The organism is Stenotrophomonas sp. Pemsol, assembly GCF_003586545.1.
In the GTDB taxonomy this organism is placed as follows: Bacteria; Pseudomonadota; Gammaproteobacteria; order Xanthomonadales; family Xanthomonadaceae; genus Stenotrophomonas; species Stenotrophomonas sepilia.
Genome location: NZ_CP025780.1, coordinates 3,282,543 through 3,306,764 on the forward strand (window position 1 = coordinate 3,282,543; position 24,222 = coordinate 3,306,764).

A 24,222-nucleotide genomic window follows, 5' to 3' on the forward strand; every position below is an offset into this window, starting at 1 on the left:
GGTAACCACCATTTTCCAAAGATGCCCCGGATGAACAACCTACCGAGAGATCACAACTAACAGTCGACTCTACCAATCGACGCACGCCTCTGCGGTGCCCCCTGGCATCGCCGGCATGGCCCGGCGAGAGCGTCGTCCATGCTACAGCGCTTCCAGGCTGCACCACGGCAGCTCGGGCAACCCCTGCCCGGCCACCGCCGCGGCCAGCTGTGCATCGGCGCCGTCGACATCGATGCCCTGGCGCAGGTACCACGCCGGGTCGTAATAGCTCTGCGCGTAGCGTTCGCCGCTGTCGCACAGGATGCTGACGATGCTGCCCTGGTGGCCCGCCTCGCGCATCCATTGCGCGGCCTGCAGCACGCCGATGAAGTTGGTGCCGGTGGAACCACCGACGCGGCGGCCGAGCTGGCGGCTGACATGGCGCATCGCGGCCAGGCTCAGCGCGTCGGGTACCTTGACCATCGCATCGACGCTGGTCGGGATGAAGCTCGGCTCCACCCGTGGCCGGCCGATGCCCTCCACGCGCGAACCACCACTGCAGGTCAGGTCGCGCCAGTCCTGTCCACCGGCCACAGCGGCCCGGTAGCCGTCGAAGAACACCGACACTTCCGGGTCCGCGCACAGGATGCGGGTATCGTGGCGGCGGTAGCTGACATAGCGGCCCAGGGTGGCGGCGGTACCGCCGGTGCCGGGGCTGCACACGATCCATTCCGGAACCGGGCTGGGCTCTTCGGCCATCTGCTTGAAGATGGACTCGGCGATGTTGTTGTTGGCACGCCAGTCGGTCGCGCGCTCAGCGTAGGTGAACTGGTCCATGAAGTGGCCACCGGTTTCACGGGCCAGCTTTTCCGAATCACAGTTGAGGTCGCAGGCACGTTCGACCAGGTGGCAGCGGCCGCCCTGGAACTCGATCGCGGCGATCTTTTCAGGCGAGGTGGTGGCCGGGATCACTGCAATGAACGGCAGGCCCAGCAGGCGCGCGAAATAGGCTTCGGACACCGCCGTCGAGCCGCTGGACGCCTCGATCACCGGTCGCCCTTCGCGCAGCCAGCCATTGGCCAGCGCATACAGGAACAGCGAGCGCGCCAGCCGGTGCTTGAGGCTGCCGGTGGGATGGCTCGACTCATCCTTCAGGTACACATCGATGCCCTCGAACCCGGGCAGCGCCAGCGGGATCAGGTGGGTATCGGCGGAGCGGTTGAAATCGGCTTCAATCTTGCGGATGGCGGCGGCCACCCATTCACGCTGCGACATGGCGGGCAATCGTTGTCAGGACGGAACGGTGCGATCCGGCCATTGTACGTCGCGGTACCGTCAGGTGCTGGCCGGTAGAATGCCCCCATCCGGCCGGCAACGGCCCTGTCTGAAGGACCTCCCCCATGACCATTCCCGCCCTGCGCGATGTCCCCGGCGTCGCCGCCCAGGCCCCGGCCGAAACCACCGGCTTCATGTTCAACCACACCATGCTACGGGTGAAGGACATCACCGCCTCGCTGGACTTCTACACCCGCGTGCTCGGCTACCAGCTGATCGACAAGCGCGACTTCCCGGAGGCCCAGTTCAGCCTGTACTTCCTGGCCTACGTCCCTGCCGGCGTGGTGGTACCGGAAGACGACAGCCAGCGCCGCGTGTGGATGGCCGGCCTGCCGGGCGTGCTGGAACTGACCCATAACCACGGCACCGAAACCCAGGACGGTGCGGTCTATCACGACGGCAACAGCGACCCGCGCGGCTTCGGCCACATCTGCGTGTCGGTGCCGGACATCGAGGCGGCCTGCCAGCGCTTCGAGGACCTCGGGGTAACCTTCCAGAAGCGACTGACCGACGGCCGCATGAAGAACCTGGCCTTCATCAAGGACCCGGACGGCTACTGGGTCGAGATCATCGCCAACGTCTGACCCCGAAAAGGGGACGGAGGGGATTAAGCCGTTTCTGGCACTATTGTGCTGGAAGCGACTTAATCCCCTCCGTCCCCTTTTTCTGTGAGGTTCGTATGGAAACGATGGAACTGCACCGTGGCCGCCTGATCGACCACATCCAGCTGGTGGTGCGTGACCTGGCCGCCAGCCGCCGCTTCTACCAGGCAGTGTTCGATACGGTCGGCATCCCACTGGGCGGCGAAGGGCCAGACTTCTTCTGGGCCGACGAGCTGTTCATTTCCAGTGCCAGCAGCCGTGCCGCCGCCGGCCAGCTGACCGGCCGCCACCATCTCGCCTTCCAGGCCCGCGACAGCGCCACCGTTGATGCCTTCCACACTGCCGCGATCGCCGCCGGCGGTACCGACAATGGCGCGCCAGGCGAACGCCCCTACCACCCGGGCTACTACGGCGCCTTCGTGCTCGACCCCGATGGCAACAACATCGAAGTGGTCTATCACGGGCCGGCGAACTACAGCGCCGATTCGGTGAAGGTCACTTTCTGATATCACCGGCGCCGTGAACGAAGAAGCCGGGCAATGCCCGGCTTCTCTGCTTCCAGCGCTGCGGCCCTCAGTGGGCGGCCATGTAGATGTCCTGCAGCACCGCCTTTTCCAGTTCCAGCTCGCCCAGCAGGTTCTTCACGATATCGCCCAGGCTGAGGATGCCGACCAGGCGAGTGCCTTCAGTGACCATCAGGTGACGGCGCCGCGAGTACGTCATCAACGACATGGCCTGTTTCAGCGTGGCTTCCGGCGCAATGCCCTCCAGACCGGTGGACGGCAGGCTGGAAATCACCCGGCGGCCGGCCTGCGGGCCGTCGTCGGCCAGGGTGCGCACGATGTCCTTCTCGGAAATGATGCCGACCGGGGCATCGTCCTTCATCACCACCAGCGCAGCGATCCTGTTCGCGCTCATCTTGTGGGCGGCGGCACCGATCGTGTCTTCGGCATCGATGGTGATGACAGCTTCTTTCTTGGATTGCAGGAGTTCGCGGACGTTCATTCTTGTTTCCTGGTGCAGGTCACTGAAGTCAAAAAAGTGTGCTCTTCCGATACGCCCCCTCCCCGGGAACAGACCTTTCAGCGCACGTCTGGCGCACCCGGCTGCCGCTTGGAATGGCTCGGCAGACGACGTGCTGCAACGCGAACGAGGCGGGTTCAACGACTCAACCCGAACCTCGACCAGATCGATTCTACGACTGCGACCCTCGGTCACTACCGGCATCGATAGGACAGTTCGTCGTGGGAACCAACTGACGATCCAGAGAATGGCACCGCGGCTGAAACCGCCGCTGAATACAGCCGATGCCGCGCATTAAAGAATGATTGCCTGCTGCCGACGACGGACAGAACGCCCGGCGGCTGTCCCACTTCGTACTGCCTCCGGCACAAACGAAAGGGGCCTCGCAGGCCCCTTTCGCATGCAGCATCCCACAGCTCCGGGAATGCCTTACTCCACCGTCACGCTCTTGGCCAGGTTGCGCGGCTTGTCCACGTCGGTGCCGCGTGCCAGCGCGGTGTGGTAGGCCAGCAGCTGCACCGGGATGGTGTGCACGATCGGGCTGAGCACGCCCGCATGGCGCGGCGTGCGGATCACATGTACGCCTTCGGACTCATTGAAGTTGCTGTCCTGGTCGGCGAACACGAACAGCTCGCCACCACGCGCACGCACTTCCTGCATGTTCGACTTCACCTTCTCCAGCAGGCTGTCGTTCGGCGCGATCACCACCACCGGCATGTGCTCGTCCACCAGCGCCAGCGGACCATGCTTCAGCTCACCGGCCGGGTAGGCCTCGGCGTGGATGTAGGAGATTTCCTTGAGCTTGAGCGCGCCTTCCAGCGCGATCGGGTAATGCAGGCCGCGGCCAAGGAACAATGCGCTGCTCTTGCGCGCGAAACGCTCGGCCCAGGCGGCGATCTGTGGCTCCATGTTCAGCGCGTGCTGCACGCTGCCCGGCAGGAAGCGCAGCTGTTCCAGATAGTCCGCTTCCTGCGCCGCGTCGATGCGGCCATGCAGCTTGCCCAGCACCATGGTCAACTGGAACAGTGCGGCCAGCTGGGTGGTGAAGGCCTTGGTCGAGGCCACGCCGATCTCGGCGCCGGCGCGGGTGTAGCAGACCAGTTCGCTGGCGCGCGGAATCGCACTTTCCGGCACGTTGCAGATCGACAGCGTGTGCTTGTGGCCCAGCGATTTGGCGTACTTCAGCGCTTCCATCGTATCCAGCGTTTCGCCGGACTGCGAGATGGTCACGATCAGATGCTTGGGGTTCGCGTAGGCCGCGCGATAGCGGTACTCGCTGGCGATTTCCACGCTGCACGGCAGGCCGGCGATGGCCTCGATCCAGTAGCGCGCGGTCAGGCCCGAGTAGTAGCTGGTGCCGCAGGCGATGATCTGCACGCCTTCGATGCCCGACAGCACCGCTTCGGCGTTCTTGCCGAACAGCCCGGCCGGGAAACCACCGGCATCGATCGCCGCCTCGATGGTGTCGCCCAGCGCGCGCGGCTGCTCGTGGATTTCCTTCTGCATGAAGTGGCGGTACGGGCCCAGCTCCAGCGATGCCAGCGACACGTCGGACAGGTGCACATCGCGCTCGACCGGCTGGTCGTGCTCGTCGAAGATGCGCACGCCATCACGCCGGATCTCGGCGGTGTCGCCCTCTTCCAGGAAGATCACCTTGCGCGTGGCCGAGATCACGGCCGAGACGTCGGAGGCGACGAAGTTCTCTCCCTCGCCCAGGCCGACCAGCAGCGGGCAGCCCATGCGCGCGCAGACGAAGCGCTCCGGCTCGGCGCGGCTGACCACGGCCAGCGCGTAGGCACCGGTCAGCTCCTTCACCGTGTGCTGCAGCGCCACCAGCAGATCGTCGCCATCCTTCAGATGATGATGGATCAGGTGCGCGATGACTTCGGTATCGGTCTGCGATTCAAACGTGTAGCCCAGCGCGCGCAGCTTCTCGCGCTGCTCTTCGTGGTTCTCGATGATGCCGTTGTGCACCAGCGCCACACCGTGGCTGATGTGCGGATGTGCATTGGCCTCGGTGACACCGCCGTGGGTGGCCCAGCGGGTGTGGCCGATGCCCAGCACCGCATTGAAGCCCTCGGCCTCGGCCGCCGTGGCCATTTCCGACACTCGACCGGTACGACGGACGCGACGGACTTCGGGGCGCTCGGCGTGGTCGATCACTGCGATGCCCGAGGAGTCGTAACCACGGTACTCGAGCCGCTTCAGGCCTTCGATCAGTACCGGCACCACATCGCGATCGGCGATTGCACCCACGATTCCACACATGTCACGCGATTCCTTGGAGACGATCGGCGCATTCTAGCCCGCCTGCCCGGCTTCCCCCTCCTGTCCGCTTAATGAAAGTGTCCGGAAAGGTGTCCGCGGACACCCGGACACTCCCCCGAAATCCCCAACCCCTTGACCTGAAAGGAAATAAAGTTGGCACGCTACGTGCTTGGTATTGGCTACCACCGTCAGGCACGCACCCGATGATCCGCGACACTTCCGCACAGGACCAGATCGTTTCCTCCGCCCCGGCCGGCACCACCCGCGCCAGCTGGCATCGCTACCGCTGGCCGGCGCTGGGCGCCATTGCGCTGCTCGCCGGCATCGGCTGGGCGGTCCATGCCTGGTCCAATGCCAGCCGCTCCTTCGACAGCAGCCGCGTGCGCATCGCCGAGGTGAAGCGGGGCGACCTGGTCCGTGACATCGCCGCCGACGGCCGCGTGATCGCCGCCAACAGCCCGATCCTGTACGCGATCTCGGCCGGTACCGTGGACCTGAAGGTCGTCGCCGGTGACGTGGTCAAGAAGGGCCAGGAGCTGGCGATCATCGACAGCCCGGAACTGCGCAGCAAGCTGGCCCAGGAACAGGCAACGCTGGCCGGCCTGGAAGCCGAGGCCAGCCGCGCCGCGCTGGACGCGACCCTGGCCCGTGCCAAGTCACGCAAGGAAACCGACCAGGCCACCATCGAACGCCAGGCCGCCGACCGCGACCTGCAGCGCTACCAGCGCGGCTACGACGGCGGTGCGGTGCCGCAGATCGACCTGGCCAAGGCGAAGGACTCACTGAAGAAGGCCGACATCACCCTGGCCAACGCCACCACCGACGCGCGCCTGCAGAGCCAGGGCGCCGACCTGGATGCCCGCAACAAGCGCCTGCTGGCCGACCGCCAGAAGGCCGTGGTGGCCGAAGTGCAACGCCAGGTCGATGCACTGACCCTGCGCGCCCCGTTCGATGGCCAGGTCGGCCAGGTCCAGGCGGTGCAGTCCACCAACCTGGCCGCCAACGCGCCGGTGCTGGGCGTGGTCGACCTGTCCAAGTTCGAGGTCGAGATCAAGGTGCCGGAGAGCTTCGCCCGCGACCTGGCGATCGGCATGCCGGCCCAGCTGACCGGCGGCAACGGCCAGCCGTTCCCGGGCGAGATCAGCGCGGTATCACCGGAAGTCGTCAACGGCGAGGTCAACGCCCGCGTTCGCTTCGCCAGCGCGCAGCCGGAAGGCCTGCGCCAGAGCCAGCGGATGTCGGTGCGCGTGCTGCTCGATACCCGCAAGAACGTGCTGAAGGTCGAGCGCGGCCCGTTCGTCGAACAGGGCAACGGCATGGCCTACGTGATGGATGGCCGCACCGCCGTGCGCCGCCCGGTGGAACTGGGCGTCAGCAGCCTGGGCGAAGTGGAAATCAAGTCGGGTGTGCAGCCGGGCGACCGCATCGTGGTCTCCGGCAGCGACCTGTTCAAGGACGCCGAACGCGTCTCCGTCAACTGATACCTGAATCCTGGAGAGAGGACACCCCATGTACATGCTCGAAATGCGTTCGGTCGCCAAGGTCTTCCGCACCGAACAGGTGGAAACCCACGCGTTGCGCTCCCTGGAACTGCAGGTCAAGGAAGGCGAGTTCGTCGCCGTCACCGGCCCGTCCGGTTCCGGCAAGACCACCTTCCTCAACATCGCCGGCCTGCTGGAAACCTTCACCAGCGGCACCTACATGCTCGACGGCCAGGACGTGAGCACGCTGGGCGATGATGCGCGCAGCCGCCTGCGCAACCAGAAGATCGGCTTCATCTTCCAGGGCTTCAACCTGATCCCCGACCTCAACCTGTTCGACAACGTCGACGTGCCGCTGCGCTATCGGAAGATGAGCGCCAACGAACGCCGCGAACGCATCGAGAAGGCGCTGACCCAGGTCGGCCTGGGCTCGCGCATGAAGCACTACCCGAATGAGCTGTCCGGCGGTCAGCAGCAGCGTGCGGCGATCGCGCGTGCACTGGCCGGCAGCCCGCGCCTGCTGCTGGCCGACGAACCGACCGGCAACCTGGATACGCAGATGGCGCGCGGCGTGATGGAACTGCTGGAGGAGATCAACGCTGCCGGCACCACCATCGTGATGGTCACCCACGATCCGGAACTGGCCGCGCGCGCGCAGCGCAACGTGCACATCGTCGACGGCCAGGTCACCGACCTGGTGCGCGAGCCGGTGCTGGCCACGCCGCGCCACATCGTCGCCGTCAACGAGTGAGGGCATTCCCATGTTCGCCTACTACGCCCGATTGGCGGTACGCAGTTTCCGCCGCAACAAGGTCCTGACTGCGCTGATGGTGGTGGCCATCGCCCTCGGCATCGGTGCCTCGATGACCACCCTGACCGTGTTCCACGTGCTGTCCGGCGACCCGATCCCCGGCAAGAGTGACCGGCTGTTCTATGTGCAGCTCGATGCCGCGACCGGCGCCTATGTCGCGGGCGAGGAGCCGGAAACACAGTTGACCCGCTTCGACGGTGAAGCCCTGCTGCGCGAAGCCAAGGGCGAGCGCCAGGCGCTGATGAGCGGCGGCGGCGGCACCATCGAACCGGACAACAGCACCCTCAAGCCCTTCAGCATCGACACCCGCTGGACCTCGGCCGATTTCTTCCCGATGTTCGAGGTGCCCATGCAGTACGGCCGCCCGTGGACGCGCGAGGACGACGAAGGCCGCGCACGCGTGGTGGTCATCTCCAAGGCGCTCAACGACAAGCTTTACCAGGGCGCCAACAGCGTAGGCCGCGACCTGCGCATGGAAGGCCAGAGCTACCGCATCGTCGGCGTGATGAAGGAGTGGAGCCCGGAGCCGCACTTCTACGACCTGACCACCGGCAGCTACGGCAAGAACGAGGACCTGCTGCTGCCGATTTCCACGTCCTTCGACCTGAAACTGGGCAGCAACGGCAACATGAACTGCTTCGGCGAAAATCCCGACGGCAACAGCTACTCGCTCAATGCACCGTGCGCGTGGCTGCAGTACTGGGTGGAGATGGACCCGGCCAAGGCCGCCGACTACCGCCGCTACCTGGAGAACTATTCGAGCCAGCAGCGCCAGGCCGGCCGCTTCAAGCACCCGCCGAACGTGCGCCTGCGCACCGTGATGGAATGGCTGGACTTCAACGGCGCGGTGCCCAGCGATGTGCGCCTGCAGCTGTGGCTGGCACTGGGTTTCCTGGGGGTCTGCCTGGTCAACACGGTGGGCCTGCTGCTGGCCAAGTTCCTGCGCCGCAGTGGTGAGATCGGCGTGCGCCGCGCACTCGGTGCCAGCCGTGGCCAGATCTTCCTGCAGTGCCTGGTGGAAGCCGGCGCGGTCGGCGTGGTCGGGGGCGTGCTGGGCATCGGCCTGGCCCTGCTGGGCCTGTTCGCGGTGCGCCAGCAACCGGTGGAGTACGCAAAGCTGGCCCACCTGGACGGCAACATGCTGCTGCTTGCGCTGGGCTTGACCCTGTTCGCCAGCCTTGCCGCCGGTTTCCTGCCTGCCTGGCGCGCCATGCAGGTCACTCCGGCCATCCAGCTCAAGTCGCAGTAAGCACCCGAACGAGGACTCCCATGGACATCCGCCCCATCCTCAGCACGCTGCGCCGGCACAAGACTGCCGCTGCCCTGATCGTGCTGGAAGTCGCACTGACCTGCGCCATCGTCTGCAACGCGCTGTTCCTGGTCAGCCAGCGCGTGGAGAAGATCAGCATGCCCAGCGGCATCGCCGAGAACGAACTGGTGATGCTCCGCGTCAGCGGCATCGGCAAGCAGACCGATGCCATGGCCCGCACCCGTGAGGACCTGGCGTCATTGCGTGCGCTTCCCGGCGTCAGCAACGTCACCATCATCAACCAGGTGCCTTTCCGCAACGGCTCGTCCAGCAGCAGCATCTCGCGGGAGATCGACCAGGAACGGCCGACCACCAACGCCTCGATGTACACCCTGTCCGAGAACGGGCTGGCCACGATGGGCATCAACCTGATCGCCGGCCGCGATTTCCTGCCCGGCGAGTACCAGAACTTCGAAGACGCCAGCAAGGGGGGCGCCAAGGAAAACGCCATCCCGGTCATCCTCACCCAGGCCACCGCCGCCAAGATGGAACCCAGCGGCAGCGCGCTGGGCAAGACCTACTACATGGGCAAGCAGCCGCTGCATGTGGTCGGCATCGTCGACACGCTGAGCACGCCCAACGGCTGGAATGACAACTGGACGAACTCCATGCTGCTGCCCATGCGGCGCACCTTCGACGAGGGTGGCACCTATGTGCTGCGCACTTCGCCGGAACGCCGCCAGGAGGTGCTTGATGCGGGGGCTGCTGTACTGGAGCGCAATGACCCCAACCGGCTGATGCGCGACAAGCTGACCTATGAAGACCAGCGCAAGGACTTCTTCAAGAACGACCGCGCGATGGTTGGCCTGCTGATCACCGTCAGCGTCTCGCTGCTGGTGGTGACCGCACTGGGCATCATCGGCCTGGCCAGCTTCTGGGTGCAGCAGCGCAGCAAGCAGATCGGCATCCGCCGCGCACTCGGTGCCACCCGCGGCCAGATCCTGCGCTACTTCCAGACCGAGAACTTCCTGCTGGCCTCGCTGGGCATCGTGCTGGGCATGCTGGCAGCCTACGCGATCAACCTGGCACTGATGAACCTCTACGAGCTGCCACGCATGCCCCTGTACTACCTGCCGCTGGGCGCGCTTCTGCTGTGGGTGCTGGGCCAGATCGCGGTGTTCGGGCCGGCCCGGCGCGCGGCAGCGGTCCCGCCCGCAGTCGCCACGCGGGGCGCGTGAGGTGCGTGCCTGCCGAATGCTGTTGATGGCACTGCTGCCACTGCCGGCGCTGGCCGGCGGTGGCAGCTCGCAGACGCTGGAATGGCGCCAGGATGATGCCCGCCTGGCGCTCCGCTCGACCGAGGGCCAGGTACGGGTGGACGCCGCGCGTCCGGAAGCCCGCTTCGGCGTGCGCAGCGGCGACCGCATCCTGCGCTTGGACGATACGGCCGTGCGGCGGATCGAGCATCTTGCCGATGCACTGCGGCATTCCAGTGCCCCGACTGTGTACCTGTTGCTGCGCCGCGACAAACGCGAGCTCACCGTCCCGGTGGACGCCACCTCGTGGCGGCTGGCGCTGGCCGCTCCGCCACCGCCGGCACCACCGCCTCCACCAGCGCGGCGCTGAAACCAGCCCGCCCTCGTCGCCACGGCTTTGGCTATGCTTGATGGGTGGCGCCGGGCTCTCCCGGCGTATGGATACGAACACGGCTCCATCGGCGCCGCCCATCCCTTTCTGCAGAACTGCTTGATGCCTTCGATCCTGATCATCGACGACAACGCCAGCGTGGGCACCGCGCTGGACGTGCTGTTCTCCCTGCATGACATCGACACCCTGCAGGCGCAGACCCCGGCCGAAGGGCTGGCCCTGCTCGAGTCGCAGCCGGTCGACCTGGTGATCCAGGACATGAATTTCAGCGAGGACACCACCTCCGGCGAAGAAGGCGAAGACCTGTTCGCACAGATCCGCGCACGCCACCCGGACCTGCCGGTGATCCTGCTCACCGCCTGGACCCACCTGAGCAGTGCGGTGGACCTGGTCAAGGCCGGTGCCGCCGACTACCTGGCCAAGCCCTGGGACGACCGCAAGCTGCTGACCACGGTCAACAACCTGCTCGAGCTGTCCGAGGCGCGGCGCGAGCTGGACCGCCGCCGCAGCCGTGAGCTGCGCCAGCGCAATGCGCTGGAAGAAAAGTACGAGCTGTGTGGTGCGGTCTTCGCCGATCCGGCCAGCGAGCGCGTCATTGCCCTGGCCTGCCAGGTCGCGCGCTCCGACCTGCCGGTGCTGATCACCGGTCCCAATGGTGCCGGCAAGGAGAAGATCGCGCAGATCATCCAGGCCAACTCGCTGGTGGCCAAGGGCCCGTTCATCACGGTCAACTGCGGCGCCCTGCCCTCGGAACTGATCGAGGCCGAACTGTTCGGTGCCGAAGCCGGCGCATATACCGGCTCCAACAAGGCACGCGAGGGCAAGTTCGAAGCCGCCGACGGCGGAACGCTGTTCCTGGATGAGATCGGCAACCTGTCGCTGGGCGGCCAGATGAAGCTCCTGCGTGTGCTGGAAACAGGGCGCTTCGAGCGTCTTGGCTCCAATCGCGAGCGCCAGGTCAAAGTCCGTGTGGTCAGCGCGACCAATGCCGACCTGCCGGCGATGATCCGCGACGGCACCTTCCGCGAAGACCTGTACTACCGCCTCAATACGGTGGAATTGGTACTGCCACCATTGGCCGAGCGCCCGGGCGACATCGTGCCCCTGGCCGAGCGCTTCCTGACCGCCGGCAAGCCACTTTCCAATGCTGCAACCGCGGCCCTGCAACGGCACCCCTGGCCCGGCAATGTGCGCGAACTGCGCAACGTGATCCAGCGGGCCGAGCTGCTGGCGACCGGCAACCGCATCGAAGTGGCCGACCTGAATCTGCCGCGTGCCGCACCTGCACCGCGACCGGCAGCCAGTGCCGGCAATGATCCTGACCGTGCGCGCATCGAGGATGTGCTGGCGCGCAACCACGGCGTCATCGCCCAGGCCGCCGCCGAACTCGGCCTGAGCCGCCAGGCACTGTACCGGCGCATGGACCGGCACGGCATCCCACGCGAATGAAACGGCGCTCGTTCACCTTCCGCCTGTTCCTGCGCCTGCTGCCGGTGCTGGCGCTGGCCGCCGCGTTGCCGTGGCTGCTGGCCTACTGGATGGACCATGGCTGGGTGGTGACCACGGTGTCGGCGCTGATCCTGCTGTCGCTGATGTGGTGGACCCTGCGCCGTGCAACCGCGCCGGTACGTTCATTGATGCGCGCCTTGGCCGGCACCACCAGCAGCTACCGCGACGGTGAGTACAACTTCGGTGTGTACTGGCCAGGCAACGACGAACTGGGTGACCTGGTGCAGGCGCACCGCGAACTGGGCGACGTGCTGCGCGAGCAGCGGCAAGGCCTGGTGCAGCGCGAACTGCTGCTGGACACCATGGTACAGAACACCCCGGTGGCGATGCTGCTGATTGCTTCCGGCGGCGATGGCATCGCCCGCGTGGTGTTCTCCAACCTGGCCGCGCGCAAGCTGCTGCATGGCGGCTGGAAGCTGGAAGGCCAGCGCCTGGAAGAGGTGCTGGAACAGGTGCCGGTGGAGCTGCGCGATGCCATCGCCCGTGGCGGCGACAGCCTGTTCGCGGTGCGTGCGGAAGGCGAAGACGGCGATGAGGACGACGAACAGGTCTATCACCTCTCACGCCGATCTTTCCAGCTCAACGGCCGCCCGCACGACCTGCTGCTGGTACGCCTGCTCACCGCCGAACTGCGCCGCCAGGAAGTGCAGACGTGGAAGAAGGTGATCCGGGTGATCAGCCACGAGCTCAACAACTCGCTGGCGCCGATCGCCTCGCTGGCCCATTCCGGCGGCGTGCTGGTACAGCGCGAGCGCTTCGATCGGCTGCCGGAGATCTTCACCACCATCGAAGACCGCGCGCGCCACCTGGAAGGCTTCATCCGTGGCTATGCGCGCTTCGCCAAGCTGCCGCAACCGCAACTGCAGACCGTGCACTGGGCGCCCTTCCTGTCCAGCCTGCGCCAGCAGATTCCGTTCGGCATGGAACGTGAACCGGACGAGGAACTGAGCAGCCGGATCGACATCGCGCAGTTCGGGCAGGCGCTGTTGAACCTGCTGAAGAACGCGCATGAAGCCTGTGCCGAAGCCGATCCGCCCAATGATGACGTGCAGGTGCAGCTGACGCGGTTGCCGCAATGGCTGCGCCTGGATGTGCTGGACCGTGGCAAGGGCATGAACGAGCAGGTGCTGCAGAACGCGTTGATGCCGTTCTATTCGACCAAGCGCAACGGTACCGGGTTGGGACTGGCACTGACCCGCGAGATCGTGGAGGCACACGGTGGGCGGGTGTCGCTGCAGAACCGCGGTGATGGCGGGCTCTGCGTGTCGATCCTGTTGCCGGTGGGGTGAGCGGGCCAATCGGGTAGATCCACGCCATGCGTGGATGTGCCGACCAAGGTCGACACCTACCAGACCCGCCGCATCGCCACCCGCAGGTGCATCGGAAACCCGAGCGCAGCCTCTTCGGCCATGACGGCGCGCAGGCCATCGTTCCACTCCGCCTCCGGCACTTCAACGAACCCTTCGCTGGCGTAGAAGGCTGCATTCCACGGCACATCGCTCAAGGTGGTCAGCACCGCTGCAGCAAAGCCAGTGGCCCTGGCCTGCGCCAAGGCATGCCGCAGCAATGCACGGCCATGGCCACGACGCGCGTGCGCTGGATCCACATCCATCTGCAGGACATGGAACTCGCCTGCCAGGTCGCCGGCCAGCAGGTAGCCGGCAACACCGCCGGCGGCGCCATCCACCACCCACAGCTGCCCACGCTCAAGGCCTTCCTGCAGCGTCGGCAGGTCCAGGCCGTGGCTGGCAAACACCGGATAGGCCTCGTGACCCCTCAGCAGTTCGCCGGCACGTTGTTCGATCGCCGGCAGCACACCCAGCTCATCGGTGCGCGGAACCCGTGGCTCAGGACTTCTTGACCGGGCGCTTCCAGCCATCGATGGTTTCCTGTCGTGCACGTGCCAGCGTCAGCTTGCCGTCCGGCGCGGTGCGGGTGATGACCGACCCGGCAGCGATGGTCGCGCCCTCGCCGATGGTGATCGGTGCCACCAGCGAGCTGTTGGAGCCGATGAAGGCGTTGTCGCCGATGGTGGTGGTCGACTTGTTCACGCCATCGTAGTTGCAGGTGATGGTGCCGGCACCGATGTTCACCCTGCTGCCGATCACCGCGTCACCCAGGTAGGTGAGATGGTTGGCCTTGCTGCCGACGCCGAGGGTGACCTTCTTGGTTTCGACGAAGTTGCCGACGTGTACGCCATCGGCCAGCACGGTACCCGGCCGCAAGCGTGCGAACGGGCCGATCTGCGCGGCACCTTCGGTCACCACGCCTTCCAGGTCGCAATGCGCGCGCACTTCGGTGCCGGGCCCCAGGTTGACGTCCTTCAGCCGGTTGAACGGGCCTACGGTAACGCCGTCACCGAGCACGACGTTGCCTTCAAGAACAACGTCGACATCGATCAGTACATCACTGCCCACGGTGACGGTGCCACGGATATCCAGTCGTGCCGGGTCACGCACGCGCGCGCCCTGAGCGCACAGTGCACGCACCGCACGCCGCTGCCAGGCGCGCTCCAGCTGCGACAGCTGCCATGGATCATTCGCCCCCTCGGCCTCCTGTGCATCGGCGACCAGGGCCATCTCGGCCGGGGTGTACTCATGCGCGGCGAACGCGAACACATCGGTAAGGTAGTACTCGCCCTGCGCATTGCTGTTGGACAGCTGCGACAACCAGCGGCGCAGCGCGGTCGACTCTGCGGCGATGATGCCGGTGTTAATCGTGCGCACGCGCAGCTGGTCGTCGGTGGCGTCCTTCTGCTCGACGATGGAGCCCACCTTGCCCTCTGCATCGCGCAGCACCCGGCCGTAACCGGTCGGGTCATCGACATCGGCCACCAGCACTGCCAGCCGCCCCGGCTGCGCCAGCAGGTCGCGCAGGGTCTGCGCGCGGATCAGCGGCACATCGCCATACAGCACCAGCACCTGCGCGGCATCGGGCACCTGCGGCATTGCCTGCGCCACTGCGTGGCCGGTACCGAGCTGCTGGACCTGTTCGGCCCACTGCAGGTCGGGCTGGCCGGCGAAGTACTGACGCACCGCCTCGCCACCATGGCCGTAAACCACGTGGATGGCCGCCGGCTGCAGCTCGCGGGCCGTATCGATCACGTGCGCCAGCATCGGCTGGCCGGCGATCGGCTGCAGCACCTTCGGCAGCACCGACTTCATGCGCTTGCCGGCGCCGGCGGCGAGGATGATGACGTGCAGGGCTTGGGTCATGGGAGCAGCAGTCCGTAGTTCGTTGCCGGTGATTCTAGAGCGTGGGCCGTTAACATGGGCATCCCTCCTCCTCTTCCGGCCTGCCGATGAGCCTCGTCCGCCAGGGAAGCGCCTACCTCGTCATCGGGCTCGTGCAGCTGCTGGTGGACTGGCTGGTGTTCGTGCTCGCCACCGCGCTGGGCATGCCGGTGGCACCGGCCAACGTCACCGGGCGCCTGGCCGGCATGCTGCTGGGCTTCTGGCTCAACGGCCGCTACACCTTTGCCGAAGCCGGCAGCCATCGGCTGGGCTGGAAGCGTTTTGCCCGCTTCTTCGTGCTCTGGCTGCTGATGACCGCGGCAAGCACGCTGCTGGTGAGCCTGGTCGATCACGCCCTCGGGTTGCAGTACACCTGGCTGGCCAAGCCGCTGGTGGAAGGCGGGCTGGCCTGCGTGTCGTTCCTGCTGATGCGCTATGTGGTGTATCGCTGATACGAGGCGGGATCCGGATCGGCATGCAAGTCGGCGCTGCCCCGCCAGACAAACAAAAACGCCGGCACAGGGCCGGCGTTCTCGTGGATGCAGCGCGAACCTCAGTGCTTGAGATTCTTGCGCAGGCGTTCCAGTGCCTGCAGCTGGACGACGGCTTCAGCCAGCTTCTGCTGGGCTTCGGCCACTTCCATCGCTTCGCCGCGGTTGGCCAGGATGCGTTCGGCTTCTTCCTTGGCCTTGCGGACCGAGGCTTCGTCGATGTCCTGCGCGCGGATCGCGGTGTCGGCCAGCACGGTCACCACCTGCGGCTGCACTTCCAGGATGCCGCCGGAGATGGCGAAATCCAGCTGCTCGCCGTTCGGCGTGGTCACTACCACCTTGCCCGGCTTCAGGCGGGTGATCAGCGGCGCGTGCTTGGGCGCGATGCCCAGTTCACCCAGCTCACCGGTGGCCACGACCAGGGTCGCTTCGCCACGGAAGATTTCCTGCTCGGCGCTGACGATGTCGCAACGGATCGTGCTCATGCAAATCTCTTCGCTGTTCGCGGCGGCGCAATGCCACCGTGGGGGTCCACCGGCGCGGGCGGTTGCCCGGCGCCGGCGTCAGGTCGGGCAGGATCGCTCCCGCCCGTCCCGGATCAGGCCTTCTCGGCCATCTTCTTGGCCTTCTCGACCGCTTCTTCGATGCCGCCGACCATGTAGAACGCCTGCTCCGGCAGGTGGTCGTACTCGCCATCGACGATGGCCTTGAAGCCACGGATGGTGTCCTTCAGCGGCACGTACTTGCCCGGCGAACCGGTGAACACTTCGGCCACGTGGAACGGCTGGCTGAAGAAGCGCTCGATCTTACGGGCGCGCGACACGGCCTGCTTGTCCTCTTCGGACAGTTCGTCCATGCCCAGGATCGCGATGATGTCCTTCAGTTCCTTGTACTTCTGCAGGGTCTGCTGGACGCGCTGGGCGGTGTCGTAGTGCTCGTGGCCGATCACCAGCGGATCCATCTGGCGGCTGGTGGAGTCCAGCGGATCGACGGCCGGGTAGATACCCAGCGAGGCGATCGAACGCGACAGGGTGACGGTCGAGTCCAGGTGGGCGAAGGTGGTCGCCGGCGACGGGTCGGTCAGGTCGTCCGCGGGAACGTAGACGGCCTGGATCGAGGTGATCGAGCCGTTCTTGGTCGAGGTGATGCGCTCCTGCAGGACGCCCATTTCCTCGGCCAGGGTCGGCTGGTAACCCACCGCGGACGGCATACGGCCCAGCAGTGCCGACACTTCGGTACCGGCCAGGGTGTAGCGGTAGATGTTGTCGACGAACAACAGGACGTCCTTGCCCTTGCCGTTTTCGTCCTTCTCGTCGCGGAAGTACTCGGCCATGGTCAGGCCGGTCAGCGCGACGCGCAGGCGGTTGCCCGGCGGCTCGTTCATCTGGCCGTACACCATCGCCACCTTGTCCAGGACGTTGGAGTCCTTCATTTCGTGGTAGAAGTCGTTGCCCTCACGGGTACGCTCACCCACGCCGGCGAACACGGACAGGCCGCTGTGCGCCTTGGCGATGTTGTTGATCAGCTCCATCATGTTGACGGTCTTGCCGACGCCGGCGCCGCCGAACAGGCCGACCTTGCCGCCCTTGGCGAACGGGCACATCAGGTCGATGACCTTGATGCCGGTTTCCAGCAGCTCGGTGGCCGGGGACTGGTCTTCATACGACGGCGCAGCGCGGTGGATTTCCCAGTTGTCGCTGGCAGCGACCGGGCCGGCTTCGTCGATCGGACGGCCCAGCACGTCCATGATGCGGCCCAGGGTGCCGGCGCCGACCGGCACCGAGATGCCGCGGCCGGTGTTGACGGCAACCAGGTTGCGCTTCAGGCCGTCGGTGGAACCGAGGGCGATGGTACGCACCACGCCGTCGCCCAGCTGCTGCTGGACTTCGAGGGTGATCTCGGTGTTTTCGACCTTCAGTGCGTCGTACACCTTCGGCACCGATTCACGCGGGAATTCGACGTCGACGACCGCGCCGATGATCTGAACGATCTTGCCCTGACTCATTGCTGCATCCTCTAATGTGTGCTTTGAACGAACGCGGTCAGACTGCTGCCGCGCCGCCGACGATTTCGGAGATTTCCTGGGTGATCGCTGCCTGGCGCGCCTTGTTGTAGACGAGCTGCAGGGTGCCGATCAGCTTGTTGGCGTTGTCGCTCGCCGCCTTCATCGCGACCATGCGTGCGGCATGCTCGGAGGCGACGTTTTCCAGCAGTGCCTGGTACACCAGCGACTCGATGTAACGCGTCATCACGTGCTCGAGCACGGTCGCGGCATCGGGTTCGTACAGGTAATCCCAGTCGTGGTGAGCGACCTGCTTCTCGGCTGGCGGCAGCGGCAGCAGCTGATCGAAGCTGGCCTTCTGCACCATGGTGTTCACGAAGCGGTTGTAGACCAGGTACACGCGGTCGATCTTGCCTTCGGTGAAGGCGTCGAGCATGACCTTGATCACACCGATCAGCGATTCCAGCTTCGGCACGTCGCCGATGTGGGTCACGCTGCCGACCATGTTGACCTTCACGCGGCGGAAGAAGGTCGATGCCTTCTGGCCGATGGTCACCAGGTCCACTTCGGCACCCTTGTCCTGCCATGCCTTGGCTTCGCCCAGCATCTTGCGGAACAGGTTGTTGTTCAGGCCGCCGGCCAGGCCGCGATCGGAGGAGATCACGATGAAACCGACCCGCTTGACCTGCTCACGCTCGACCAGGAACGGATGCTGGTAGTCGGTGCTGGCCTGGGCCAGGTGACCGATCACCTGCTTCATCGCCTGCGCGTACGGACGCGAGGTCTTCATCCGATCCTGCGCCTTGCGGATCTTGGAGGCCGAGACCATTTCCAGGGCGCGCGTCACCTTGCGGGTGTTCTGCACGCTCTTGATCTTGGTTTTGATTTCGCGTCCGCTTGCCATCTCTTGTTTCCCGTGGCGCGGGGCTGATGCCCCGCGTTGTTCAACCGTTTGTCATCTGGTCCAGCGGAGCCTGGGGCTCCGCTCTACAGGACCGCGATTACCAGCTGCCGGTGGTCTTGAACTCGGCGATGCCCTTCTTGAAGGCACCTTCGATGTCGTTGTCCCAACCGCCGGTAGCGTTGACCTTGCTGATCAGCTCGCCCTGGGTATTGGCGAAGTGGGCGTGCAGGCCTTCTTCGAACGCCAGCAGCTTGTTGACCGGCACGTCATCGAGGTAGCCCTCGTTGACGGCGTAGATCGACAGCGCCTGGTTGGCGATCGACATGGGCGCGTACTGCTTCTGCTTCATCAGCTCGGTGACGCGCTGGCCACGCTCCAGCTGCTTGCGGGTCGCTTCGTCCAGGTCCGAGGCGAACTGCGCGAACGCAGCCAGCTCACGGTACTGGGCCAGCGAGATACGGATACCGCCCGACAGCTTCTTGATGATCTTGGTCTGGGCCGAGCCACCGACGCGCGACACCGAGATACCGGCGTTCACGGCCGGGCGGATGCCGGCGTTGAACAGGTCGGTTTCCAGGAAGATCTGGCCGTCGGTGATCGAGATCACGTTGGTCGGAACGAAGGCGGACACGTCGCCGGCCTGGGTTTCGATGATCGGCAGCGCGGTCAGCGAGCCGGTCTTGCCGGTGACCTTGCCTTCGGTGAACTTCTCGACGTATTCCTCGGACACGCGGGCAGCGCGTTCCAGCAGGCGCGAGTGCAGGTAGAACACGTCACCCGGGTAGGCTTCGCGGCCCGGCGGACGCTTCAGCAGCAGGGAGATCTGGCGGTAGGCGACGGCCTGCTTGGACAGATCGTCATACACGATCAGCGCGTCTTCGCCGCGGTCCATGAAGTACTCACCCATGGTGCAGCCCGAGTAGGCGCTGATGTACTGCATGGCAGCCGATTCGGAAGCGGTCGCGGCCACCACGATGGTGTGGGCCAGCGCGCCGTTCTCTTCCAGCTTGCGCACGATGTTGGCGATGGTCGACGCCTTCTGGCCGATCGCAACGTACACGCACTTGATGCCGGTGCCCTTCTGGTTGATCACCGCATCGATCGCCATGGCGGTCTTGCCGGTCTGGCGGTCACCGATGATCAGCTCGCGCTGGCCACGGCCGATCGGGATCATCGAGTCGACCGACTTGTAACCGGTCTGCACCGGCTGGTCGACCGACTTGCGCCAGATCACGCCCGGAGCAACGCGCTCCACCGGAGCGGTCAGGTCGGTGCCCAGCGGGCCCTTGCCGTCGATCGGCTCGCCCAGCGCGTTCACGACGCGGCCCAGCAGTTCCGGACCGACCGGCACTTCCAGGATGCGGCCGGTGGTCTTGGCGACGTCGCCTTCGCGCAGGTGCTCGTAGTCACCCAGGACCACGGCGCCGACCGAGTCGCGCTCCAGGTTCAGGGCCAGGGCGAAGGTGTTGTTCGGCAGTTCGATCATTTCGCCCTGCATCACGTCGGCCAGACCGAAGATGCGCACGATGCCGTCGGACACGCTGGTCACGGTGCCTTCGTTGCGCGATTCCGCGGCCAGCTTGACCTTCTCGATGCGGTTCTTGATCAGTTCGCTGATTTCGGAGGGGTTGAGCGTGGTTGCCATCGTCAAGTCCTAGTGCCGGCAGCGGGGCCGGACGTTAAATGAATTCAGTTAGCGAGCGCGGTCTGCAGACGGGCCAGCTTGCCCTTCAGCGAACCATCGATGACCACGTCGCCGGCGTCGATCACGGCGCCGCCGATCAGCGAAGCATCGACCGCAGTGGTCACGTCGACCTCGCGGTTGAAGCGCTTGCGCAGCGCGACCTTGATCGCGTCCAGCTCGCCGGCCGACAGCTCGGCAGCCGAGGTGACGGTGGCCTTGACCACGTGCTCGGCTTCGGCGCGCAGGGCGTCGAACATGCCGGAGATTTCCGGCAGCAGCGGCAGACGATGCGATTCGGCCAGGATGGCCAGGAAGCGCGAGTAGGTCTCGCCGTGGGACACCGGCGCCAGCAGGGCGACGGCGTCGTCACGACCCAGCTCCGGGTTGGCGAGCAGGGCCGCCACGCGCGGGTCGGCGGCGACGTGGGCGGAGAACGCCAGGGCGTCCGACCACGGCGCGAACGCGCCTTCGTCGCGCGCGGTCGCGAACGCGGCGCGGGCGTACGGGCGGGCAAGCGTGAGGGCCTGGCTCATCCTTAGATCTCCGAGGCCAGCTCGTCGAGCAGCGCCTTGTGGGCGTTGGCGTCGATTTCGCGCTTGAGCAGCTTTTCGGCACCGGTCACGGCCAGCGCGGACACCTGCTTGCGCAGATCTTCACGGGCACGGTTGGCGGCGGCGTCGATTTCAGCCTGGGCCAGTTCCTTCTGACGGGTGGCTTCGGTGATCGCTTCGTTGCGGGCAGCATCAACGATCTGGTTGGCACGCGCATGGGCCTGATCGATGATCTCGTTGGCCTTGGTGCGGGCTTCCTTCAGCGCTTCGTTGACCTTCTCCTGCGCCTGGGCCAGATCTTTCTGGCTGCGGTCGGCAGCAGCGAGGCCTTCAGCAATCTTCTGCTGGCGCTCTTCGATCGCGTTCATCAGCGGCGGCCAGATCTTGGTCGCGATGATCCAGATCAGACCAGCGAAGGCCAGCGCCTGCGCAAGAAGGGTGAAATTGATATTCATGGTTAGCTCGATCGCTGGTTTCGGGGTGGACGCGCCGCCGAAGCGGCACATCCGGCCTTCATCCGAAACCGGGTGCATCAGCACCCGGTCGTCTCAAACCGCTGTATCAGCCGGCCAGAGCCTTGGTGACGGCGCCAGCGAAGGCAGCCGACAGCGGGTTGGCGAAGGCCAGCAGCAGGCCAACGGCGACCGAGATGATGAACGCGGCGTCGATCAGGCCGGCGGTGATGAACATGCGGACCTGCAGGACCGGGATCAGTTCCGGCTGGCGGGCGGCCGACTCCAGGAACTTACCAGCCATGATGGCCAGACCCAGACCGGCGCCCAGCGCGGCCAGGCCGATCATGATGCCGACGGCAAGGGCGGTGGAGCTCTGAATCTGCGCGAAGTTGGTCAGGACGGCGAAGTACATGGTTATCTCCAGGAACTTAAGTTGCTAAGGGTGATGAAACGGATGAAGGTTGAAACGCGTTGAAGCTTGAAACTCAGTGAGCGTCTTCCGACAGGCTCAGGTACACGATCGACAGCATCATGAAGATGAAGGCCTGCAGCGGGATCACCAGCAGGTGGAACAGCATCCAGCCGAGGCCGAACACACCACCGGCAATGGCACCGAAGAAACCGGCACCACCCAGCACCCAGATCAGCAGGAACACGATTTCGCCGCCGAACATGTTGCCGAACAGTCGCATCGCCAGCGAGATCGGCTTGCTCAGCCACTCGACGATGTTGAGGATCAGGTTGAACGGCATCATCCACTTGCCGAACGGCGCCGTCAGGAATTCCTTGATGAAGCCGCCCAGGCCCTTCGACTTCAGTGCGAAGAACAGCATCAGGAAGAACACGCTGATGGCCATGCCCAGGGTGGCATTGACGTCAGCGGTCGGCACCGGCTTCCAGTAGTGCACGCCCACCCATTCCAGCGGCTTGGCGATGAAATCGGCCGGGATCATCTTCAGCAGATTCATCAGCAGAATCCAGAAGAAGATGGTGATGGCGATCGGCGTGACCAGCTTGCTCTTGCCGTGGTAGGTGTCCTTGGCCTGGCGGTCGACGAACTCCAGGCAGATCTCGACGAAGGCCTGCCACTTGCCCGGCACGCCGGCGGTGGCCTTGCGGGTGCCCAGCCAGAACGCGACAACGATCACCAGGCCCATCAGGACCGCGGTGAGGAAGGTATCGACGTGGATATGCCAGAACATACCCTCACCCTTGCCGACCGGCGCGGTCAGGTTGTGCAGGTGATGCTGGATGTAGCTGGTAGGGGTTAGAGCCTCGCCCGCCATGTGTCCGGAACCTTCAGTTAATTGAATTCTGTCAACGCCTGGCCATCGCCAGGACCTGGAACATCAAGCCGACGGCGATACCGGCCAACAGCGCCAATGCAGGCAGCTTGAAGACCAGGAACCCCACCAGCAGGACGCCGAAAACCACGACCCACTTGGCCACGATCGCAATGATCAGGCGAGCCATCGCCGATCCTGCGGCCACCGCACCACCCCCCAGCGCCATCCTTGCCGCCACCCAGCCACCGGCCGAAATGGCCACACCGGACGCCAGCGCGCCGAGGGCATATTTCGGACCGACCAGCAGGAAGGCCAGGGCCAGGACAGCGACCGCGGCCAGCGGGTAGACCGCGGCGCGCAGCATCAGTCGCCGACCCGCATCAACGGAGTTCAGCACAGGACGTCCCGCGTGGTTGCAAGTGGAAGGCTGAGGCGGCTACAGCAGGGGGGCCTCATCGAGCCGCCAAATTATAGCAATGGGACAATTTGCGAGACAACCGCTGCCTGTTCATCCCGGGAAGCCGCAAGTTGCGGTAACGGTTACATTTTTGCGTACCACCCGGGGGACAATGACGTCCGCATGATGCTGCACCGCAGTATTGAACTTTGGTCGCAGGCGAGGAACTTTCGCCGGATGCGCGGGTCCGATCTTTCGACCTGCCTGCAGCATCCTCGTCGGCTCCACCCCGCAGGTCCCACGATGGCCCCGAAGCCCGTCTCCGGGGCCATCTTTTTGCATCGTCGCGACAGCACTGAACCGTGCACATGCCGTGGACCATACGTTCACGGATGGTGGACGGGCCTGTCCGGCACAGTGGTCTTCATTCTGATGAACCACTGCAAGGACTCTTCGATGCGCCCCGTACCCACCCTGCTCGCTCTCTCCCTGATCGCCGCCGGCGCCTCGTTCGCCACCGCTGCCCACGCCGCCGAAGGCGACGACCGCTTTGCCCTGCGCCTGGGTGCGATGAACATCGACTCGGACAACACGCTCCGCGGCAAGACCAATGTCGCCGGGCAGGACATCGGCTTCTCCGAGGACTTCAAGCTGGGTGGCAAGGAGTGGGAGCCGCGCATTGACGGCATGTTCCGCATCAGCAACCGCCAGCGCCTGCTGTTCAACTATTTCAAGTACGACAAGGACCGCCGCGAGACCCTCGGCCAGGACATCTCCTTCGGTGACGTCAACGTGCCGTCCGGCAGCTTCGTCAAGGGCGAACTGAAGTACCAGGTGGCCAGCCTGGTCTATGACTACTCGGTGGTGGACACCGATACGTTCGACCTCGGCCTGCAGCTGGGTGCCGAGTACGCCAAGGTCAGCACCAAGGCCTACGCCGACCTCGGCACCGTGTACGAAGGCCAGTTCCTCAACGAGAAGACCGACGGCGTGGCGCCGGTGGTCGGTGCGCGATTGAGCTTCACCCCGTCCGAGAAGTGGATGATCACCCTGCAGGGCCAGTACCTCAACACGCGCTGGGGCAGCTTCGATGACTACAAGGGCGATCTGAGCCGCGCCAACGCCATCGTCGATTACCGCTTCACCAGGAACTTCGGTGTGTTCGCCGGCTACGACTGGTTCAAGCTCGATGCGGACAAGAAGGGCAGCGACGGCACCATCGGCCTGAAGCAGGAATTCAAGGGCCCGGTGGCCGGCGTCAGCTTCGTGTTCTGACACCCGCCCCTTCCACGGCACTCTCTCTCCTGGCGCGGCC

25 protein-coding genes are annotated in these 24,222 nt (G+C 65.4%); 11 read left to right on the plus strand and 14 right to left on the minus strand.

The window, feature by feature from the left end; all coding sequences use genetic code 11:
- Positions 1–141 precede the first annotated feature (141 nt).
- Positions 142–1,254: a PLP-dependent cysteine synthase family protein gene (locus PEM_RS15040; protein ID WP_005419477.1), complete on the minus strand. Its 1,113-nt coding sequence runs from the start codon at positions 1,252–1,254 to the stop codon at positions 142–144.
- A 125-nt stretch (positions 1,255–1,379) separates the two neighbouring features.
- On the opposite strand from PEM_RS15040, the gene gloA reads away from it, so the two are divergent.
- Complete coding sequence (gloA, locus tag PEM_RS15045) at positions 1,380–1,898, plus strand: lactoylglutathione lyase (RefSeq protein WP_111127527.1); 519 nt, start codon at positions 1,380–1,382, stop codon at positions 1,896–1,898.
- A gap of 95 nt (positions 1,899–1,993) precedes the next feature.
- A complete protein-coding gene (locus tag PEM_RS15050; RefSeq protein WP_005419481.1) occupies positions 1,994–2,422 on the plus strand; it encodes a VOC family protein in 429 nt (142 codons plus the stop codon).
- A 67-nt stretch (positions 2,423–2,489) separates the two neighbouring features.
- Here PEM_RS15050 and PEM_RS15055 read toward each other — a convergent pair whose 3' ends face one another.
- Positions 2,490–2,921, minus strand: a complete 432-nt coding sequence (locus PEM_RS15055; protein WP_005411115.1) for a CBS domain-containing protein — start codon at positions 2,919–2,921, stop codon at positions 2,490–2,492.
- A gap of 447 nt (positions 2,922–3,368) precedes the next feature.
- Entirely contained in the window at positions 3,369–5,207 is a 1,839-nt protein-coding gene (glmS, locus tag PEM_RS15060; RefSeq protein WP_111127529.1) for a glutamine--fructose-6-phosphate transaminase (isomerizing), read from the minus strand.
- Between the two features lie 203 nt (positions 5,208–5,410).
- Here glmS and PEM_RS15065 point away from each other — a divergent pair, with 203 nt between their 5' ends.
- From PEM_RS15065 to PEM_RS15095, 7 genes are all read left to right on the plus strand, one after another.
- Entirely contained in the window at positions 5,411–6,688 is a 1,278-nt protein-coding gene (locus PEM_RS15065; RefSeq protein ID WP_005419485.1) for an efflux RND transporter periplasmic adaptor subunit, read from the plus strand.
- 28 nt (positions 6,689–6,716) lie between these two features.
- Complete coding sequence (locus PEM_RS15070) at positions 6,717–7,439, plus strand: ABC transporter ATP-binding protein (protein WP_005419487.1); 723 nt, start codon at positions 6,717–6,719, stop codon at positions 7,437–7,439.
- Positions 7,440–7,449: 10 nt separating this feature from the next.
- Positions 7,450–8,748 (plus strand): ABC transporter permease, encoded by a 1,299-nt coding sequence (locus PEM_RS15075; protein ID WP_005419489.1) that lies wholly within the window; start codon positions 7,450–7,452, stop codon positions 8,746–8,748.
- A 20-nt stretch (positions 8,749–8,768) separates the two neighbouring features.
- The gene (locus tag PEM_RS15080) at positions 8,769–9,986 is read left to right on the plus strand and encodes an FtsX-like permease family protein (RefSeq protein ID WP_111127531.1); all 1,218 of its coding nucleotides are present in this window, start codon (positions 8,769–8,771) and stop codon (positions 9,984–9,986) included.
- A gap of 16 nt (positions 9,987–10,002) precedes the next feature.
- The gene (locus tag PEM_RS15085) at positions 10,003–10,374 is read left to right on the plus strand and encodes a PDZ domain-containing protein (RefSeq protein WP_065178013.1); all 372 of its coding nucleotides are present in this window, start codon (positions 10,003–10,005) and stop codon (positions 10,372–10,374) included.
- A 123-nt stretch (positions 10,375–10,497) separates the two neighbouring features.
- Positions 10,498–11,844 carry a sigma-54 dependent transcriptional regulator gene (locus PEM_RS15090; protein WP_111127533.1) on the plus strand — a complete coding sequence of 449 codons (1,347 nt, stop codon included), beginning with the start codon at positions 10,498–10,500 and terminating at the stop codon, positions 11,842–11,844.
- A complete protein-coding gene (locus PEM_RS15095) occupies positions 11,841–13,193 on the plus strand; it encodes an ATP-binding protein (RefSeq protein ID WP_095378268.1) in 1,353 nt (450 codons plus the stop codon). Before PEM_RS15090 ends, PEM_RS15095 begins: the two co-directional genes overlap by 4 nt.
- 56 nt (positions 13,194–13,249) lie before the next feature.
- On the opposite strand, the gene PEM_RS15100 is transcribed toward PEM_RS15095, so the two are convergent.
- Entirely contained in the window at positions 13,250–13,783 is a 534-nt protein-coding gene (locus PEM_RS15100; protein ID WP_095378267.1) for a GNAT family N-acetyltransferase, read from the minus strand.
- Positions 13,752–15,119: a bifunctional UDP-N-acetylglucosamine diphosphorylase/glucosamine-1-phosphate N-acetyltransferase GlmU gene (gene glmU / locus PEM_RS15105; RefSeq protein WP_065186211.1), complete on the minus strand. Its 1,368-nt coding sequence runs from the start codon at positions 15,117–15,119 to the stop codon at positions 13,752–13,754. The genes PEM_RS15100 and glmU overlap by 32 nt, the downstream gene beginning before the upstream one ends.
- Positions 15,120–15,205: 86 nt before the next feature.
- Between glmU and PEM_RS15110 the strand changes: the two genes are divergently transcribed.
- Positions 15,206–15,589 (plus strand): GtrA family protein, encoded by a 384-nt coding sequence (locus PEM_RS15110; protein WP_111127535.1) that lies wholly within the window; start codon positions 15,206–15,208, stop codon positions 15,587–15,589.
- 101 nt (positions 15,590–15,690) lie between these two features.
- On the opposite strand, the gene PEM_RS15115 is transcribed toward PEM_RS15110, so the two are convergent.
- The 9 genes from PEM_RS15115 to PEM_RS15155 form a co-directional block, all read right to left on the minus strand.
- Positions 15,691–16,113 carry a F0F1 ATP synthase subunit epsilon gene (locus PEM_RS15115; protein ID WP_005419509.1) on the minus strand — a complete coding sequence of 141 codons (423 nt, stop codon included), beginning with the start codon at positions 16,111–16,113 and terminating at the stop codon, positions 15,691–15,693.
- A 113-nt stretch (positions 16,114–16,226) separates the two neighbouring features.
- Positions 16,227–17,633 carry a F0F1 ATP synthase subunit beta gene (gene atpD, locus PEM_RS15120; RefSeq protein ID WP_005419510.1) on the minus strand — a complete coding sequence of 469 codons (1,407 nt, stop codon included), beginning with the start codon at positions 17,631–17,633 and terminating at the stop codon, positions 16,227–16,229.
- Between the two features lie 37 nt (positions 17,634–17,670).
- Positions 17,671–18,534: a F0F1 ATP synthase subunit gamma gene (gene atpG, locus PEM_RS15125; protein ID WP_005411129.1), complete on the minus strand. Its 864-nt coding sequence runs from the start codon at positions 18,532–18,534 to the stop codon at positions 17,671–17,673.
- Positions 18,535–18,631: 97 nt separating this feature from the next.
- Positions 18,632–20,179: a F0F1 ATP synthase subunit alpha gene (gene atpA / locus PEM_RS15130; protein WP_005419511.1), complete on the minus strand. Its 1,548-nt coding sequence runs from the start codon at positions 20,177–20,179 to the stop codon at positions 18,632–18,634.
- A 44-nt stretch (positions 20,180–20,223) separates the two neighbouring features.
- Positions 20,224–20,751, minus strand: a complete 528-nt coding sequence (locus tag PEM_RS15135) for a F0F1 ATP synthase subunit delta (protein ID WP_005411131.1) — start codon at positions 20,749–20,751, stop codon at positions 20,224–20,226.
- Positions 20,752–20,753: 2 nt separating this feature from the next.
- A complete protein-coding gene (locus PEM_RS15140; RefSeq protein ID WP_005419512.1) occupies positions 20,754–21,224 on the minus strand; it encodes a F0F1 ATP synthase subunit B in 471 nt (156 codons plus the stop codon).
- Positions 21,225–21,330: 106 nt separating this feature from the next.
- Entirely contained in the window at positions 21,331–21,636 is a 306-nt protein-coding gene (gene atpE, locus PEM_RS15145; protein ID WP_005411133.1) for a F0F1 ATP synthase subunit C, read from the minus strand.
- A gap of 73 nt (positions 21,637–21,709) precedes the next feature.
- Positions 21,710–22,510: a F0F1 ATP synthase subunit A gene (gene atpB, locus PEM_RS15150; protein WP_010481316.1), complete on the minus strand. Its 801-nt coding sequence runs from the start codon at positions 22,508–22,510 to the stop codon at positions 21,710–21,712.
- Between the two features lie 31 nt (positions 22,511–22,541).
- The gene (locus PEM_RS15155) at positions 22,542–22,907 is read right to left on the minus strand and encodes a hypothetical protein (RefSeq protein ID WP_014648497.1); all 366 of its coding nucleotides are present in this window, start codon (positions 22,905–22,907) and stop codon (positions 22,542–22,544) included.
- Positions 22,908–23,363: 456 nt separating this feature from the next.
- Here PEM_RS15155 and PEM_RS15160 point away from each other — a divergent pair, with 456 nt between their 5' ends.
- Positions 23,364–24,182 (plus strand): hypothetical protein, encoded by an 819-nt coding sequence (locus PEM_RS15160; protein WP_005419516.1) that lies wholly within the window; start codon positions 23,364–23,366, stop codon positions 24,180–24,182.
- Positions 24,183–24,222 lie beyond the last annotated feature (40 nt).